General features: G+C 39.1%; 21 protein-coding genes and 2 tRNA genes. 3 read left to right on the top strand and 20 right to left on the bottom strand.

Going from position 1 to position 15,625, the window contains the following annotated elements:
- The 4 genes from frhB to frhA all read right to left on the bottom strand — a co-directional run.
- Positions 1-755 (bottom strand): coenzyme F420 hydrogenase subunit beta (gene frhB / locus E7Z78_RS08810; RefSeq protein WP_303724795.1); only part of this gene is annotated, 755 nt, incomplete at its 3' end.
- An 11-nt stretch (positions 756-766) separates the two neighbouring features.
- On the bottom strand, positions 767-1,618 hold the full coding sequence (gene frhG / locus E7Z78_RS08805; RefSeq protein WP_303724794.1) for a coenzyme F420 hydrogenase subunit gamma: 852 nt from the start codon (positions 1,616-1,618) through the stop codon (positions 767-769).
- Positions 1,618-2,187, bottom strand: coding sequence for a coenzyme F420-reducing hydrogenase, FrhD protein (frhD, locus tag E7Z78_RS08800; protein ID WP_303724793.1), 570 nt, complete (start codon positions 2,185-2,187; stop codon positions 1,618-1,620). Before frhD ends, frhG begins: the two co-directional genes overlap by 1 nt.
- A 16-nt stretch (positions 2,188-2,203) precedes the next feature.
- On the bottom strand, positions 2,204-3,430 hold the full coding sequence (frhA, locus tag E7Z78_RS08795) for a coenzyme F420 hydrogenase subunit alpha (RefSeq protein WP_303724792.1): 1,227 nt from the start codon (positions 3,428-3,430) through the stop codon (positions 2,204-2,206).
- A gap of 158 nt (positions 3,431-3,588) precedes the next feature.
- Here frhA and E7Z78_RS08790 point away from each other — a divergent pair, with 158 nt between their 5' ends.
- The 3 genes from E7Z78_RS08790 (at position 3,589) to E7Z78_RS08780 (ending at position 4,415) form a co-directional block, all read left to right on the top strand.
- Entirely contained in the window at positions 3,589-4,122 is a 534-nt protein-coding gene (locus E7Z78_RS08790) for an endoglucanase (RefSeq protein WP_303724791.1), read from the top strand.
- Between the two features lie 86 nt (positions 4,123-4,208).
- Positions 4,209-4,282, top strand: a tRNA-Arg gene (locus tag E7Z78_RS08785).
- Between the two features lie 59 nt (positions 4,283-4,341).
- Positions 4,342-4,415 (top strand) — tRNA-Arg (locus E7Z78_RS08780).
- A 6-nt stretch (positions 4,416-4,421) separates the two neighbouring features.
- On the opposite strand, the gene E7Z78_RS08775 is transcribed toward E7Z78_RS08780, so the two are convergent.
- The 16 genes from E7Z78_RS08775 to E7Z78_RS08700 all read right to left on the bottom strand — a co-directional run.
- On the bottom strand, positions 4,422-5,600 hold the full coding sequence (locus tag E7Z78_RS08775; protein WP_303724790.1) for a TIGR00375 family protein: 1,179 nt from the start codon (positions 5,598-5,600) through the stop codon (positions 4,422-4,424).
- A gap of 21 nt (positions 5,601-5,621) precedes the next feature.
- Entirely contained in the window at positions 5,622-6,170 is a 549-nt protein-coding gene (locus tag E7Z78_RS08770) for a DUF2112 family protein (RefSeq protein ID WP_303724789.1), read from the bottom strand.
- A 29-nt stretch (positions 6,171-6,199) separates the two neighbouring features.
- Complete coding sequence (locus E7Z78_RS08765; RefSeq protein WP_303724787.1) at positions 6,200-6,973, bottom strand: proteasome assembly chaperone family protein; 774 nt, start codon at positions 6,971-6,973, stop codon at positions 6,200-6,202.
- A 5-nt stretch (positions 6,974-6,978) separates the two neighbouring features.
- Entirely contained in the window at positions 6,979-7,149 is a 171-nt protein-coding gene (locus E7Z78_RS08760; RefSeq protein WP_116592618.1) for an RNA-protein complex protein Nop10, read from the bottom strand.
- Positions 7,150-7,155: 6 nt separating this feature from the next.
- The gene (locus E7Z78_RS08755; protein ID WP_303724785.1) at positions 7,156-7,953 is read right to left on the bottom strand and encodes a translation initiation factor IF-2 subunit alpha; all 798 of its coding nucleotides are present in this window, start codon (positions 7,951-7,953) and stop codon (positions 7,156-7,158) included.
- A 66-nt stretch (positions 7,954-8,019) separates the two neighbouring features.
- Positions 8,020-8,199 (bottom strand): 30S ribosomal protein S27e, encoded by a 180-nt coding sequence (locus E7Z78_RS08750; RefSeq protein ID WP_067044971.1) that lies wholly within the window; start codon positions 8,197-8,199, stop codon positions 8,020-8,022.
- 10 nt (positions 8,200-8,209) lie between these two features.
- Positions 8,210-8,488, bottom strand: a complete 279-nt coding sequence (locus tag E7Z78_RS08745) for a 50S ribosomal protein L44e (RefSeq protein ID WP_116592620.1) — start codon at positions 8,486-8,488, stop codon at positions 8,210-8,212.
- 218 nt (positions 8,489-8,706) lie between these two features.
- Positions 8,707-9,564, bottom strand: a complete 858-nt coding sequence (locus E7Z78_RS08740; RefSeq protein WP_303724784.1) for a hypothetical protein — start codon at positions 9,562-9,564, stop codon at positions 8,707-8,709.
- A 54-nt stretch (positions 9,565-9,618) separates the two neighbouring features.
- Positions 9,619-10,353, bottom strand: coding sequence for a proliferating cell nuclear antigen (pcna) (gene pcn / locus E7Z78_RS08735; RefSeq protein ID WP_303724783.1), 735 nt, complete (start codon positions 10,351-10,353; stop codon positions 9,619-9,621).
- 73 nt (positions 10,354-10,426) lie between these two features.
- Positions 10,427-11,200 (bottom strand): tryptophan synthase subunit alpha, encoded by a 774-nt coding sequence (trpA, locus tag E7Z78_RS08730; RefSeq protein ID WP_303724782.1) that lies wholly within the window; start codon positions 11,198-11,200, stop codon positions 10,427-10,429.
- Positions 11,193-12,377, bottom strand: coding sequence for a tryptophan synthase subunit beta (trpB, locus tag E7Z78_RS08725; protein ID WP_303724781.1), 1,185 nt, complete (start codon positions 12,375-12,377; stop codon positions 11,193-11,195). Before trpB ends, trpA begins: the two co-directional genes overlap by 8 nt.
- A complete protein-coding gene (locus E7Z78_RS08720; RefSeq protein ID WP_303724780.1) occupies positions 12,370-12,972 on the bottom strand; it encodes a phosphoribosylanthranilate isomerase in 603 nt (200 codons plus the stop codon). Before E7Z78_RS08720 ends, trpB begins: the two co-directional genes overlap by 8 nt.
- Positions 12,965-13,741, bottom strand: a complete 777-nt coding sequence (trpC, locus tag E7Z78_RS08715) for an indole-3-glycerol phosphate synthase TrpC (RefSeq protein WP_303724779.1) — start codon at positions 13,739-13,741, stop codon at positions 12,965-12,967. The genes E7Z78_RS08720 and trpC overlap by 8 nt, the downstream gene beginning before the upstream one ends.
- A 5-nt stretch (positions 13,742-13,746) precedes the next feature.
- Positions 13,747-14,754, bottom strand: a complete 1,008-nt coding sequence (gene trpD / locus E7Z78_RS08710) for an anthranilate phosphoribosyltransferase (RefSeq protein ID WP_303724778.1) — start codon at positions 14,752-14,754, stop codon at positions 13,747-13,749.
- Positions 14,751-15,335, bottom strand: a complete 585-nt coding sequence (locus tag E7Z78_RS08705; protein ID WP_303724777.1) for an aminodeoxychorismate/anthranilate synthase component II — start codon at positions 15,333-15,335, stop codon at positions 14,751-14,753. Before E7Z78_RS08705 ends, trpD begins: the two co-directional genes overlap by 4 nt.
- Positions 15,332-15,625 (bottom strand): chorismate-binding protein (locus E7Z78_RS08700; RefSeq protein ID WP_303724776.1); only part of this gene is annotated, 294 nt, incomplete at its 5' end. The genes E7Z78_RS08705 and E7Z78_RS08700, both read right to left, overlap by 4 nt.

Genomic DNA, 15,625 nt, shown 5'->3' with positions numbered 1-15,625 from the left:
CCGAGACCAGGTTTTACTTCGTCCATTGGTTTGGTTTCGATTAAACCAGCGTCAACAGCAGCTTTAAAGATGCTGTCACCGTCATCGGTTCTGGTTAAAACAGTGGACCAACCGTCAGGAGATCCAACGGAACCGGTTGATACGTCAGCCCATTCAGCAACGTAATCCATACAGATGTTACATCCAGCTTGTTCGTATCCGTGGGTTTCTTTAATAGCTAATCCTGAGTCTTCACCGTCTTTGGTTAACCAGAATTTACCTTTACCGATGTCCATTTTGGAAGCATCTTGTAAACTGTCAAATCCTAATTTAGCAGTTGCGAAGGTGTCTAAGGAAGCCATTGGGAAGTTTTCCATACAGTAAATACCGATGATTAATGCGATTTTACTGGTAACGAATCTTGCAAATGGATAAGTTTGTGCTTTTCTTAAACCTTGTACTTGACATGGAGTTGCAACTACACCGACTTTTTCAAGTCCGTATTGACGGGTTGCTTCTTTTAAAGCAGATAAGGTAGGAGACATTGAATATTTAGTACCTGCTGCAGCAATAACTTCATCAGATGAGGTTACTACAGTAGGAATAGGTCTCCAATCATCGTCAGGAGTTCCAGCAACGACTGCACCTTCAAGGAGTCCTTCATCGAGTGCGTAACAGAGTAATGCTGAAACAATTCCTCCATCTTGGGATACTTCTAAAATTTTGCTATCAGTAGATCTAGCAGAAATTGCTTCTTTGTAAGTACCTAATACCATATTCATTCCTCCTATAATCCTGTTTCCTCTTTAATTCTTTTGATTGGTAACCATGCTCTTGGACACATTGCGTAACAGGTTCCACATTTTACACATCTGTCTCTGTCACAGCTAGGTCTACCTTCAGTAAAGCCCATAGCTCTTGTAGGACAAGCTAGAGCACAAGTTCCACATCCAGAACATAATCCGTTACGGATAATGTTGGTTAATACATCACAGCCACATCCGGTGTTGCAAGCAGCTTTGTCCATAGCAGGTTGTAAGTATTCTAAGTCACCGTTACATAATGCAACAACTGCGTTAGCAATCATTTCAGGAGCAACAGGACAACCTGGGAGTGCTAAGTCTACTTTAACTAAGGAACTAACTGGCACGAAAGATTCGTGTTTAGGTTGTGCTTGTTGGCCTCCACGTGCGAAGGTTGTGAAACAACCGGTCATAGCACAGGAACCGAATGCACAGATTAAGCCAGATTTTTTCCTTGCTTCTTGGATTTCGTGTAAACTGTGTTCATCTTGTAAACAAACTGATCCTTCAATTAAACATAAGTCCATTTCAGGCATTTCTTCAGCGTAAGTACCGTGAATCCATTTGTCAACTAAAGTTTGTCCGTATACGATATCAACCATATCAGTTAAAACTGTTGATAAAATGTCGTAGTTTTCGGTTAAGGACATTGCATCACCAGTACAACCACTTAAGTGTATGTAACCGATACGTGGTTTTGCAGCAGCTGCTTCAGGAGCAGCTTCAGCTTTAGCTTCAACTGGTGTTTCAACAGGAGCAGCTTCAACTTTTTCTTCTACTTTTGGTGCGACTTCTTCTTTAGAACCGCCAAAAGCTTTTTTCAATTTATCAAACATTATTTTACCCCGATTTCTTTTAAAATAAGATCAATAGTTTTAGGAATTGCCTTTATAACTGGGTCTGTTAACCCTAAATCAACATCCGGAGTTGGAATTTCTGCAGGCTTACAACCAACAACGACAACTTCACATTTTTCAGAAATCTTTTGAAGTGGTTCTTCCACTGTCATTCCGTGAGGATTGTCGTATTTTCCAATTTTCATTATATTAGGATCGAATACATCTACGGTTCCAGGTTCTGCATCGAATTCAACTACATCAATAACAATTAGCTTTTTCCAGTCATAGTCTTCGTAAAGTGGGAAGAAATTAACTGGAGCTGCTGTTCCCCCATCGATAAATTGAATGCTTTCAGGCAATTCGATGCCTTCAAACTTCGCTTTAATCTCTGCGAGAATATCCTTGTCGAAATCGTTTTCCACATATGCAGTTACTGCTGGATCGTAATAGTCGTTTTTATCTTCTGCGTATTTCTGTAAAATATTGATTATAACTGGACCGAATCCATCGTCCTTAAATAAAACATTTCCGCATCCTATAACAATTATCTCCGAATCATAAGGCATTTAATTGTCCTCCAACTTAGATTCTCACCATTTCGTTTTTGAGAATGGATTTGTCTTCATCATCAACAACCATCACGTGAGTAGCACAGGATAAACATGGGTCGTATGCTCTGATAACGTGTGGACCAAATTCATGATGGAATCCTTCTGTAGCAGGACCCATTGTTGGAATGTTCCAAGTGGTTGGCACAATTGCAGAGTAGAATTTGGTTTTTCCATCTTCAACTTTTGCCATGTGAGCGTTGGTTCCTCTAGGACCTTCGATAATACCGAATCCGAGTTCACCAGTACCTCTAGGATCATAGTCTGCTCTTGCAGATGCTGCAGGGTCGATTGCGTCTAATGCTTCCATACATGCTTCGTAGTTTTTCATCATTTCGTCAGCACGAGCTACGTGTTGAGCAATGACACCTTTACCTTTGAATCCTTGGAATTTTTCCATTCTTGCTCTAGGACCGGTTTCAACGTTAGTACCATTGATTAATGGAATAACGGAACATCCTCTTTTACCTACTTCAGGGTCATCATACCATGCTTCAGGTAAAACTTCGGAAAATGCGTCCATGTCAAACTCGTTTACACCGTAAGTTGGGTGTACAGCGAGTAATGGTTGGTTAACTACACCTAAATCTTCTGGCATGCCCATTTTTTCAGCACTTTCAGCAACACAGTTTTTGATTAATTCGATGTGTGCTTCGAGGTCTGATTTGAGTGCGGTCATTCTTTCTACTAATCTTTCTTTTGCAAATGGAGTAATGTTTCTTGCCATTCCTCCAACTCTTACATCAGATGGGTGAATACCTTCACCAGCAATCATGTCAACAACGTATTGTACATTTTTTCTGATGTTACTTACACTGTCAACTGCAGTAGCGAATAATTCGTCTGGGACGAAATCAGGTGCTACTAAGAAGTGGTGAATAGCTGCACTGTTAATGTTGTGTGCTGCTAAGGTAGCTTCTCTTAACAATCTAGCTGCTTTAGGAATTTCGATTCCTAATGCTTGATCGATAGCTTCAGCGGATGCTAAAGTGTGTGGAATTGGACAAACTCCACAGATTCTTTGACATAAAACTGGAGCGGTTTCAGGTGCTTTGCTAAGAACCATCTTTTCTAAACCCCTTACAGGAGTAATACTAAAATACATACCTTTTGTAACTATCCCTTCATCATCAACTTCCATGACGAGTTCGGCATGGCCTTCTTGACGAGTTGTAGGAGATATAACTACTCTATCTTTCAAATATGTCACCTCAAATTAAGAAATTAGAAACTAACGATAAATATATATATTTTTTATTATTAATAAGTGCTACCGAAATAAATAAATCGAAATATATATAAAAGATGAAAAACTTAATTTTATTATTATATTTAATTAATAATGCAGGAGGCTAAAAATTGGATAAAGCAAATATTATTATTTCAATAATTATCGTATTATGTATTGCTGCTGCTGTTGCCGCATATGGAATTACCAATAGTAACAGTCCAATATTCTCCGACTTGTCCAGTATGGGTGCAAATGATAACACTGGTAATGGACTTGGGAATAATAGTTCTATAAGCACCAATGGTACTGGCTCCTCTGTAGCAACTACTGATTCAGGTAGTAGCGGAGTAGGCTCTGGAAGTTCCGGATCAAGCAGCTCCGGATCAAGTGGAAGTGGAAGCTCAAGTGGAACTTCAAGTTCTGGATCAAGTAGTTCTGGTTCCAGTTCAAGTGGAAGTGGAAGCTCAAGCTCCGGTTCAACTAAATTATCCTATTCCACTGCAAAAGCTATCGCAAGTGATGCAATAGCAGAAGAAGGTTGTTATGCAGGAAGCGGATATTATTCCAATGGATACTGGATATTTACCATTTACGATGCAGATGGTAATGCTGTAGACAGTATCGGAGTAAATGATGCAACTGGAATGACTGAAAGAGTTTGAGGATTAAATTTAATCCTTTTATTTTTTTATTTTTAATCGTTAAATATATATAATAAAAAAAATAAAATAATTATTGTTGTATATGAGGGCCCGTAGCCTAGCTGGATAGGGCGTCGGACTTCTAATCCGAAGACCCCGGGTTCAAATCCCGGCGGGTCCGTTCTCATAAATTCTTTTTTTTAAAAAAATATTTTTCTTATGAGATTATTTTATAAATATGGGCTTGTAGCCTAGTCTGGAAGGGCGTAAGACTCCTAATCTTAAGATCGAGGGTTCAAATCCCTCCAAGTCCGCTTTTTTTAAAAATTATCTAAAGTAACTACTTTTTCCTTTTTGACCTTCTTTTCAAAAATAATCTGTCCGTATTGGCCGCCGCCACCAGGAACGATATCAAGCGAATTGTTTCTGAATGACTCTATCGCCTGTGCGGTTTGAGTGTCGATTTTAGAAATATCTGCCAAATCAGCATTAATCAGAACATCTATTTCTGTATTGAAACTGTCAATCAGCTTTTGCCATATTCCCTGAACGGTCTTTGTTGTGACTCCCTTGTCATAGACTGATGAGATTATCTCAGCAAGAGGCATCAGATGAACATATTTGGGCCTGAATTTAGGATGATTAGGCTCTGAGTAATCGGCAATTTCTGATATCCTGAAATCCACTCCCTTCTTGATTCTTCCGCCGCAACTGCATTTCATATTGTTTTCCTTTGCAGTCAATGGATCTATCAGCTTGTAGCATTTGGTGCATGCGGTCATGTGGTACTTGCCCAGGTTCGGCACAAGGCCATAATTTGCTTTGATATCCCTGTTTTTAATTGCCTTTTTGATGGATGAGAATGAGATATCCTCAAGACTTATTTGATTAAACTCACGGCCAAGTCTGTGTGGCCATGGTGAATGTGCATCCGAGTTTGTAAGAAACGGGAAATCCTTAAGTTCTGAAATTGTGTCAGCCATGTCAGTGTCGGCGGACAATCCCAATTCAACAAAATCCGGTTTTTTCTCATAACAGTCGTAAATGCTATCAAATGACTTGTACATTCCAGTCCATGGAGTGAATGCATGAGCCGGACCGATCAGACAGTCGTATTGTCTGACCAATTCAAGAATTTCCGCTCCTCCATAATTGGTTTTGGGCCTGCCGTCAATTGTCTTGTTTTTTGAAGGCAGCTTATCTGACAGTTCACGTGCAATGCCAATATCCGGGATTATGATTACATGATGAATCCTGTTTTTTCCCTCGATTTCGGTTGTCAGGACAAAATCCATGTCATCATAGGTGTAGATTCCGTCCCCTGAATATGTTGTGGTCTCCTCAATGATGTCGAGCCATCCCGGATGCAATGCATCGCCTGTTCCCAAAAGGCCCAATCCCTTTAGCTTGGCCTTTGGAGCCATGTTTTTTATCAGCATGTCCTTAGATGATGCAGCCGAAAAGCAACTGTGAAGATGGAAATCCGCATTTACTAACATGATTAACTGTTGGATTTGAGATTATATTAACTTATCCAATATTTCCTTCACATCCGAAACGGGATACTTTTCCTTTTTAGGATACAAATCAACACTCAAATCATCATCATTGCTTGATTTGAGGTTTTTTAAAAAAAAGTTTGTTTTATCTATCAAATTGATTAAATCATCCTGATTTTTTGGAAAAGCTAGCTTTAAAGTTGGAATATCCATGTCCTCAACAATCTTGACCATGAGGCTGTGGGCATTGTTGCAGGCATTTCCTCCAAATAGAATAAGGTCATTCAATGAGCTGTACATTCTTTCATATTCTCTCGGGCGCTTGCCCAGTATTATGGCAGCATCGGCCTTGTCAATGATTTTAGAGAATAAGTAAAGTCTTGATTTCACACCAGAGGGAAGTTCACTGGAGGAGTATTTTGAAATAATATGGTCAAATTCGAGATTGCCTTCACATATGTCCATATTGTCATAGCGGGAAAAATCAGTTGGGGATAAATAAGTGTGTCCATTCTTTTCAATTAATGGAATAACAATCATTGAAGCGTCGGGAATAACTATAACATTCATAAAAAAAGTAAAAAAGGAATATATTGGTTTTATCCAATATATCTTAAATCATCAGCATTTCCAGCATTTGCCTTGTTAATCATATCCTGTTCCATTTGTTGGGCCTTAGCAATCATTTGCCTGGTTTCTTCAGCCCTTTCATCAAGCTTATCAGTGTTGATTTCAAAGTTGAGCAATAAGGACAACTTAATCAAGAGAGCTTCAGCCGCTTCAGCATCAATGAAATAACCTGGAGTTTCACCCATAAGACAGGTTCCGTGAATTCCTTGACGGACTCCTAAACCTAAGAACAATCCGGAAGCTCCGACAATTCCTCCATCATTGGATCTGATTTCAATATCTAATTCTTTTAATAGTTCAATGTTCTCTTCACAGGTAGCTGCTCCGAAAACCTTAGGGTTTTCAACTGGCTGTGGAGAAGTGACTATACCACCTAAAGTGTAAATTCTGTTAATGTCATATTGGTTGACAAACTCTAGAATCTCTTTACAGGTTAAATACTGACCTTCCGGAGATAAGGATTGAGTATTGCCCACAAGAAGAATTAGATCCAAATTGTCTTCACCAACATCTTTCAAGTAATATAGCTCATTGAGCATATTATCGATTATTCCTCCATCTTTTACAAGAACTTGAGGCGGGAAAGTTGGAGAATAGATTTCTGCGAATTTGGTAGCTCCCAACTCATCAATCATATGGTCAGCAGCCAATTTACCGACATGTCCAAGACCAGGTAATGCTTCAATAAAAATAGGATTGTTTAATTCAACTTCTTCTAAAACATTAATTTCAGTAGTGTTCATTGGAATTACTCCTTATTCATTGCTTCCTTTTTGAGTATGCGCCTATACTTTCCATATTTATCCTCAATGGAAAATTTTGGAGGATAAATCACTTTAAGTTGCCCGCCACATTTTGGGCAAGCATCTTTTAAAGTGTATATTCCGCATTCAGGACATTTATTCATTTTCATATTCATAAGAATCTAGTTATCTAACTCTCTTAAAAATGAACCGTTTCCACCGGATTCCTCTACAACTGCAATGCATCTTTCAGCTGCAGCTTTGAGAGTTTTTTCTGCTAAGATATAATCAGTGGACTTGATGGTGATTCTGTATCTAGGTGCACCTACACATTGAACCTTGATTTCCTCTTCCTCGTCCCCATTATCTTCAGCAGCTTTGAGTGCAGAGATAATGACATCCACACCGTCAGGCACGAATGTTTCGATATCCACATAACCGCTAATGTGAACTTCAGGAGGAGTGATGTTCTTTTGAGCCACTTCTGTAATGGCATCAGCCCAATCCTGTGGGATTCCTTCTTCAGTTAAGGATTCAGCACCTTCATCAGCAGCGGTTTCGAATGCACCATAAACATCACCGAAGATGTCCATGAGCTCGTAACCCACTTCATCATAAGCCTCATCCAAATCCTTGTCTAAGGATTTAGCAGATAATTCTAAGAATTTTTCAGCTTTTTGTTCAATTTTCCAATGTTGGATTTTTTTAGTTCTTTGGTCTTCACGGATTCTTTTAAGGGATGCGTCCACATGCCCTTTTTTAGGATTTACGCGGAGAACACGACAAACGATTTTTTGGTTTTCCCTTACATGATCTCTGATATTTTTAACCCAACCAGAAGATACCTCAGAAATATGAATAAAAGCTTCTTTGCCCTGATATTCTTCTAATTTAGCAAAAGCCCCATAATTAAGAACTTTATAAACGGTACCTACAATAAGTTCTCCTTCATCAGGCCATTCTTGACTTTTTCTTACCATATTCTCACCAACATCAAATAAAAATTATAAAAAATAGTAAAAAAATAAGTTAAAAACTAAAAAGATTTAGTTTAAAACTTTTTCGATGTGTGCAGTAATTTTAGCTTTAGCACCACGGGATTTAACGAGTGTTTTACCACAGATGATACATTTAACATCGGATGCTGCACGATCAAAAATTACTTGTTCATTATCACAATCTAAACATTTAACTTTTAAAAAGTTTCCTCTACCTTTACTAACCATGTTAATCACCTTATTTAGCTACAAATTCAGGTTTTCCTGTTCTGAAAGATTGTTTAATGTGAGATTTTCCACATTCTTTACATTTAAGTCTTAAGTCTAATTTTTTAACAGGTTTGTTTCCAGCAGGTAAAGGCCTTGGGTAACCTCTGTAACCAGCAGTTACACGTCTGAATTGTCTTTGTCCCCATGTTAATTCACTAGCTTTTCTTCTTTTAGCGGTGTGAACTTCATGTACTGTGTGTCTTTTACAGTGTGGACAGTATGTTCTTTTTTCTTTTGGTATTTTCATTTTCTCACCGTAAATTAATAAATCATTGTAAACCTATCTATGAATTTATCTAAACTCCATTTATATTACGAAAAAGTAGAGATCAAAACTGTCTTGTAACGCATCAAGTCTACACACAGCAGAAATCCAAATTATATAAAATATAATTTTTTAATATCACAAATAGATACGATTAGTATATATATTTATCAAGTTATTTAAAGGTAATGGAAAAGTGGTTAGATTTTAACCTTTCGGCCTTTTCTATTTTTGAAAAATATTTTCGCATTGACAAGTGGCAATGTCACTATGTCCTGCGGCCTGAAAGGTCCATATACTTTCTCGTCAACACCTACGATTGCACCCACTTCATCGAAAACAAGCATTGTGACAAGTTCTGTGTCTCTTGCAACCCTTTTGGATTCGAAATCATAAAATTCATCCTGCTCATCAAAGGCATTCGGATTGTCCTCAATGTTTTCAACAGGTTTCGGCTTTTGCTGAACCTTGACTGGAGGCTTTTCCTCAGGCGGCTTTATGACTGGTTTTTCTTCCTTAACTTCCTTAACCTCTTTAACTATAGGTTTTGGTTTAACGACCTCTTCCGGGGGTTTTTCAACTGTAGTGGAAGTTAAAGTGTTGGTCTGGGTTTCCTTAGGCTTGATTATCGGTCTGGAATCATTTTCCTCTTCCTCATTGTCTGAGAGGGATTCCAGTGAAATGTTGTGCCTGTGGTTTTTCAGGGTGTCAATCAGTGAATAATAAAACTTCTCCTCTTCGGGAGTGAGGTTCAATGGAGTGGTATCAACCAAATCAAACTGAGGCTTGCCTGTGAACAGATGATATGACCTGTGAATATTCAAAACAGCTGAATTTGCAATTTTGGTTTCACGCCTTTGGCAGATTTCAGTAGCAATGATTTGAGCCTCCTTAAGCAATGCAGGGGCTTTGGAAAATGGATCATTCATGGCTTCCTGTTTTAAAACATCCATAAACTCATGTATGTCACTGTAAAAAGTCTCATCTACACGAGTCAATGTGCCGTTGTTACGTTCCTTCTTCTGGATTTTTCGCAATGTTTGATAGAAGTGATCCACTTAATACCATCTCTAAAAATTAAATTTAAAATAAAAAAAGATGAACAAATGAAATTAATCATCTTGTTCTAATCTAGGAGCAAGCAAGAAACTGAGCTTACCGTCGCCTGTCACCATGGTGAGTGTTAAACTCAATGGCATGTCGGTACCTAAACTAATTTCAGCTTCCTCTGAAAATTTATCCGCTTTAAGCATTTCTCTAATCTTGTCTAATGAGAACAAAGCTTTTTCGTGGGATTGGATGTTTTCACCGTGAAGGTACTTGATACTTGCATCACCGAACTCACCGTCAGCTGATGCAATGAAGTAATCTTCATCCACTTGTAAAGCGATTTTGTCTGAAAAGATATCAATATCGTTGATACAGTCTTTCAAGATTGAGAAACGTACTTTGAAGGTTGTTGGATGACTAATTTGTGGCGGAGTAGGATTATCATACTCGATATCAATTAATCTTATTTTGAAGGTTCTGGTTGCGTCCCCTTCGAAAGTGATGATGAAATTACCTTCATCCACGGACATTAACACTCTGTCTTGGGATTTTGCACGTTTGAGAACTCTCATGAACTCGTCAGTGTCAATGTTAATCTTTTCTGGAACATCACAAATATATTCATCAAACAAGCTTGCTTTAAGCTCTAAATGTACGAAAGTTATGTGACTACGGTCTAAGGCATCTAGTCTCATGCCTTCACTGTCAGTTTGAATTTGTACCTCATCCACAATGGATGAAATAGCATCAAAACTGGTTTTTAATATACTAGAATCACTTAATTCAGCTTTAAACATAAATAATCCTCTTGTAAAATAATATAGTTATATATATTTTTTCTATATTATAATGTTTATGATTTTATGAAAATTATTCATTTGATGCATTTTTCATGCTTGAAACATATTCCCTCAATGCATCGCCGGCATCCTCACCATGCTCTTCAATTATTTTTACAATGGCACTTCCGACAATTACACCGTCAGCGATTTTTCCGATTTCACTGGCCTGTTCAGGAGTGTTTATACCGAATCCCACAGCCAAAGGCAAGTCTGTCACTTCGCGAATGTCTGAAAGTATTGATTCCAAATCTGTCTTGATTTCAGATCTCATTCCGGTAACGCCCATTGATGAAACGACATAAATGAAACCTGTTGCATCGTTTGCAATCATTTGAATTCTTTGCTTTGAGGTTGGAGCAATCAATGAGATGACATCCACATCGTTTTTGCGGGCAATGTCTGCAATCTCTCCCTTTTCCTCGTATGGCAAGTCCGGTGCAATTATTCCATCGACACCCAACTCTGCACATCTTTTAAAGAATTCCTCATAACCGTAAAAGAACACTGGGTTAATGTAGGTTAAAAACACCAATGGAACATCGCTTTTCTCACGCACTCTTCTGACAATGTCGAATACGTCATCGGTTGTTGTGTTGTGCTTTAACGCCCTTACATTAGCATCTTGAATTACAACCCCTTCAGCCATCGGGTCTGAAAATGGAATTCCAATTTCCACCAGGTCACATCCTGCCTCTTCCATTGCAAGAATGTATTCTACTGTCTTGTCGATTGTAGGGTCTCCTGCGGTTAAAAATCCGATGAATGCTGTTCCGTTTTCAAATGCGTTTGCTATCTTACTCATTTAGCTCAACTCCCCTGTATTCTGCAATTGACCTTACGTCCTTGTCTCCCCTTCCGGAAAGACATATCATTATCATATCATCCGTATCCATTGTTGGAGCCAGTTTCATGGCGTATGCAACTGCATGAGCACTTTCAATAGCTGGAATGATTCCTTCTGTCCTTGATAGGTATTCGAATGCTTCAACGGCTTCCTCATCAGTTACAGGAACATATTTTGCCCTTCCAATGTCTCTTAAATAAGCGTGTTCAGGTCCTACACCAGGATAGTCGAGTCCGGCTGATACTGAATAAACCGGTGCGATTTGTCCGTATTCCCCTTGACTGAATATTGATTTCATTCCATGGAATATTCCAATTTCACCATTGGTTAATGCTGCTGCGTTATAAGGTGTGTCAACACCTTTTCCTCCGGCTTCACAACCGATCAGTTCAACTTCCTCATCATCTATGAAATTATAGAATGCACCCATTGCATTACTTCCACCACCAATGCATGCTATAACCGCATTTGGTAGTCTTCCCTCTTTTTCAAGGAATTGCTGGCGTGCCTCTTGACTGATTACTGCCTGGAAATCCCTTACCATTTGAGGATATGGGTGTGGTCCCATTGTGGAACCGATTACATAATTGGTGTCATGGACTCTTGCAATCCAATCACGGAATGCATCGTTTACGGCATCCTTAAGTGTCTTTGTTCCGGATTTAACTGAGTGAACCTTTGCGCCCAAGAGTTCCATTCTGTAAACGTTCAATGCCTGTCTTTTTGTATCCACTTCGCCCATGAACACTTCACATTCCATGTCAAGAAGTGCTGCTGCTGTGGCGGTTGCAACTCCGTGCTGTCCGGCACCTGTTTCTGCAATGACCCTGGTTTTTCCCATCTTTTTGGCAAGCAATACCTGTCCCAATACATTGTTGATCTTATGGGCTCCGGTGTGGTTTAAATCTTCACGTTTTAGATAGATTTTCGCTCCGCCAAGGTCTTCTGTCATTCTTTTAGCGTAATATAATAGAGATGGTCTTCCCGCATATTCCTTTAGTAATGTATTCAATTCATCTATGAAGTCAGGATCATTCATGTAATGATTGTACTGCTCTTCCAAGTAGATTAATTCGTTCATTAATGTTTCAGATATGTACTGACCACCGTATTCACCATATCTTCCTTTACTCATTTATTATCTCCATTATCTCTTTTATCTTGTCTTCGTTCTTGAATCCGTCAACTTCAAGGCTTGAACTTAAGTCAACCGCATATGGATTGAACTGCTCAATTGCACCGGTGATGTTTTCACTGTTTAATCCGCCGGCCAGGAAAAAGTCCTTTTTTAAATCTTTTCTTATAAGTCGCCAGTCGAAGGTTTTTCCACTTCCCTTTCCACTGTCCAACAGTAAATAATCAGCATTTGATGAATCATAGACAAGCAAGTCCGTGTCCTCAGACATTTCAATTGCGTTTATGATTTTCAGTTCATTGTTTGTACTTTCTTTTAAGTCAATTATATAATCTTCACTTTCACTACCGTGAAGCTGTGCAATTTCAATAGTGCCATCATTAAACAGTCTCAATATTTCCTCTTTTGGCGCATCCACAAAAACGCCGACTGATATTATGTCTGAATCCAAGTTAGCTTTCAATTCACTTGCAAGCTCGTGTGAAACTTTTCTTTTAGTGTTGGCAAACACAAAACCTATATAATCCGGCTTGTAGCGGTTTACCATCTCAATATCTTCCAATCTTTTGAGTCCGCAGATTTTGATTTTAACCATTCTTCAACTCCGAAATCATGGCCTTCTTATCATCACTTTTCATTAAAGTTTCGCCTATTAAAACTGCATCAACATCATTTTCTTTCAATCTGGTGACATCTTCCTTTGTTTTAATTCCACTTTCAGAAATAAATATGACATCTCCACTGACACATCTACGTAGATTGATACTGTTTTCAATATCCACGGTAAAATCGTTGAGGTTCCTATTGTTGACACCTATTATTTCAGCCCCAACTGTCAGTGCACGCATGATTTCATCCCCGTCATGGGTCTCCACTATAGCTGAAAGGCCAAGTTCATGTGCAAGGTCCAGATATTTTTTAAGCTGAACAATATCGAGAATGGAAACTATTAATAAAACTGCAGAAGCGCCCAATGCCTTTGCTTCCCAAATCATGTACTCGTCAACAACAAAATCCTTTCTCAAGACTGGAATGGAAACATTGTCTGCAATTTCTTTTAGATAATCATCAGAACCCATGAAAAAGTATGGTTCTGTCAATACTGATATTGCTGAAGCTCCTGCATCCTCATAATCCTTTGCAATCTGCAGGTAATCGAAATCCTCAGCAATCAATCCTTTTGAGGGAGATGCCTTTTTGACCTCTGCAATAATGGATATGTCATCTCCACCCAGTGCCTTTTTAAATGGAAAATCGTCAGTGATTTCCATTAGTGAAACTTCATTTTTCAAATCATCCAATGAAATGATGCCTTTTGCGGTTTCCACCCTTTCCTTAGTTTTTTCAACAATTTCATCCAACATAATTATCATCTGTTTGTAACTTCAATGAATCTCTCAAGCTGTCTTAGTGCCTTGCCAGAGTCGATCAGCTCCTCAGCCATTTTGACCCCTTCTTCTAGGGAGTCTACTTTGCCTGAAACGTATAGGCCGGCTGCTGAATTTAATAAAACGGCATTTCTTTTAGGGCCTTTTTCACCTTTAAGAATTGCTAAAGTGATTTCGGCATTTTCCTTTGCATCCCCTCCGACAAGATCGCTTTTTGATGCCAGCTCAAATCCGAAATCCTCTGGTAAAACCTCATATATTCTTGTTCTGCCGTTTTTAAGTTCGCTTACAAATGTCTTGTCGCTGACGGAAAACTCATCCATTCCGTCCATGCCGTAAACTGACAATGCAGATTTAACACCTAGGTTATTTAATACATTGATTAAAGGTTCTACTAATTCTTTTTCATAAACTCCCAATACCTGCATTGTTGCACCAGCCGGATTGGTCAATGGTCCGAGAATGTTGAATATTGTCCTGATGGAAAGTTCCTTTCTTACATTGGCAACGTATTTCATTGACAGGTGATAGTTTTGAGCAAATAGGAAGCATAAGTTGATTTCACGCAGGCATTCAAGGCTTTTTTCAGGTTCAATGTATATGTTGACACCCAATTCCTCAAGCACATCAGCTGCACCGCATTTGCTTGATGCTGAACGGTTACCGTGCTTTGCAACAGGAACTCCTGCAGAGGATATTACAATTGATGATGTTGTTGATATGTTGAATGTGTTTGAACCGTCACCACCTGTTCCGACAATCTCTAAAACCTCCTTATCGTTCAATAGCCTTACGCAGTGTGCCCTCATTGCCTCTGCGGAAGCGGTGATTTCATCGATTGTTTCTCCTTTCATTGACATTGCTGTTAGGTAAGCGCTCATCTGAACTTCACTGGCCTCGCCGCTCATGATCTCGTCCATTGTCTGATATGCTTCCTCATAGGTTAAGTCTTGATGTTGATATACTTTCAATATTGCTTCTTTAATCATAAAATCCCTCTTGTAACTTTTTCCATGAAATTCTCCATTATTGTCAATCCGTCCGGTGTCAATATTGATTCCGGATGGAACTGTAATCCGTAAACGTTATAATCCTTGTGCTTGACAGCCATGACTTCACCGTCATCCCTTGCCTTTGAAATGATTTCCAGGCAATCCGGAAGGGTGTCCTGTACAAGGCTCAGTGAATGGTATCTTCCAACGCTGATTTCACTTGGAAGACCCTTGAAGATATAATCATGATCAAGGGAGATGCTTGATGACTTTCCATGCATGAGTCTTTTTGCATGTGATACTGTGCCTCCCAATGCTGTGCATATTGCCTGATGGCCCAGACAAACCCCTAAAATCGGGATTGTGTCATGAAACTCCTTTACAATGTCAATACATATTCCTGCATTTTCAGGTTTTCCAGGTCCCGGAGACAATATTATGCATTCCGGATCCAATTTGCGTATTTCCTCAATTGTTATCTTGTCGTTTCTTGAAACCTGAATGTCCGGGTTGATTTCACCTATCAGCTGGAACAGGTTATATGAAAAGCTGTCGTAATTGTCAATTAAAAGTATCATTCTAATCCCCCATCTGCAATTTTCAAGGCGTTAATAACTGCTGCCGCCTTGTTCAGGCATTCGTCAAACTCGTTATCGGGAACGCTGTCCGCAACAATTCCTGCTCCTGAACGTATGAAGACCTTATTGTTCCGTGCAAATGCGATTCTTATTGAGATGCATGTGTCGATGTTTCCGCTCAAATCAACATATCCGATTGCACCGCCGTAGATTCCTCTCTTGTTGTCTTCAAGCTCGTTGATTATCTCACAAGCCCTTATCTTTGGAGCGCCGGACAATGTTCCTGCAGG

It is taken from the genome of Methanobrevibacter thaueri (assembly GCF_015062915.1).
GTDB classification, from domain to species: Archaea; Methanobacteriota; Methanobacteria; order Methanobacteriales; family Methanobacteriaceae; genus Methanocatella; species Methanocatella thaueri_B.
The sequence above is the reverse complement of the archived record's forward strand: the minus strand, read 5'-3'. Positions and strand labels throughout refer to the sequence as shown.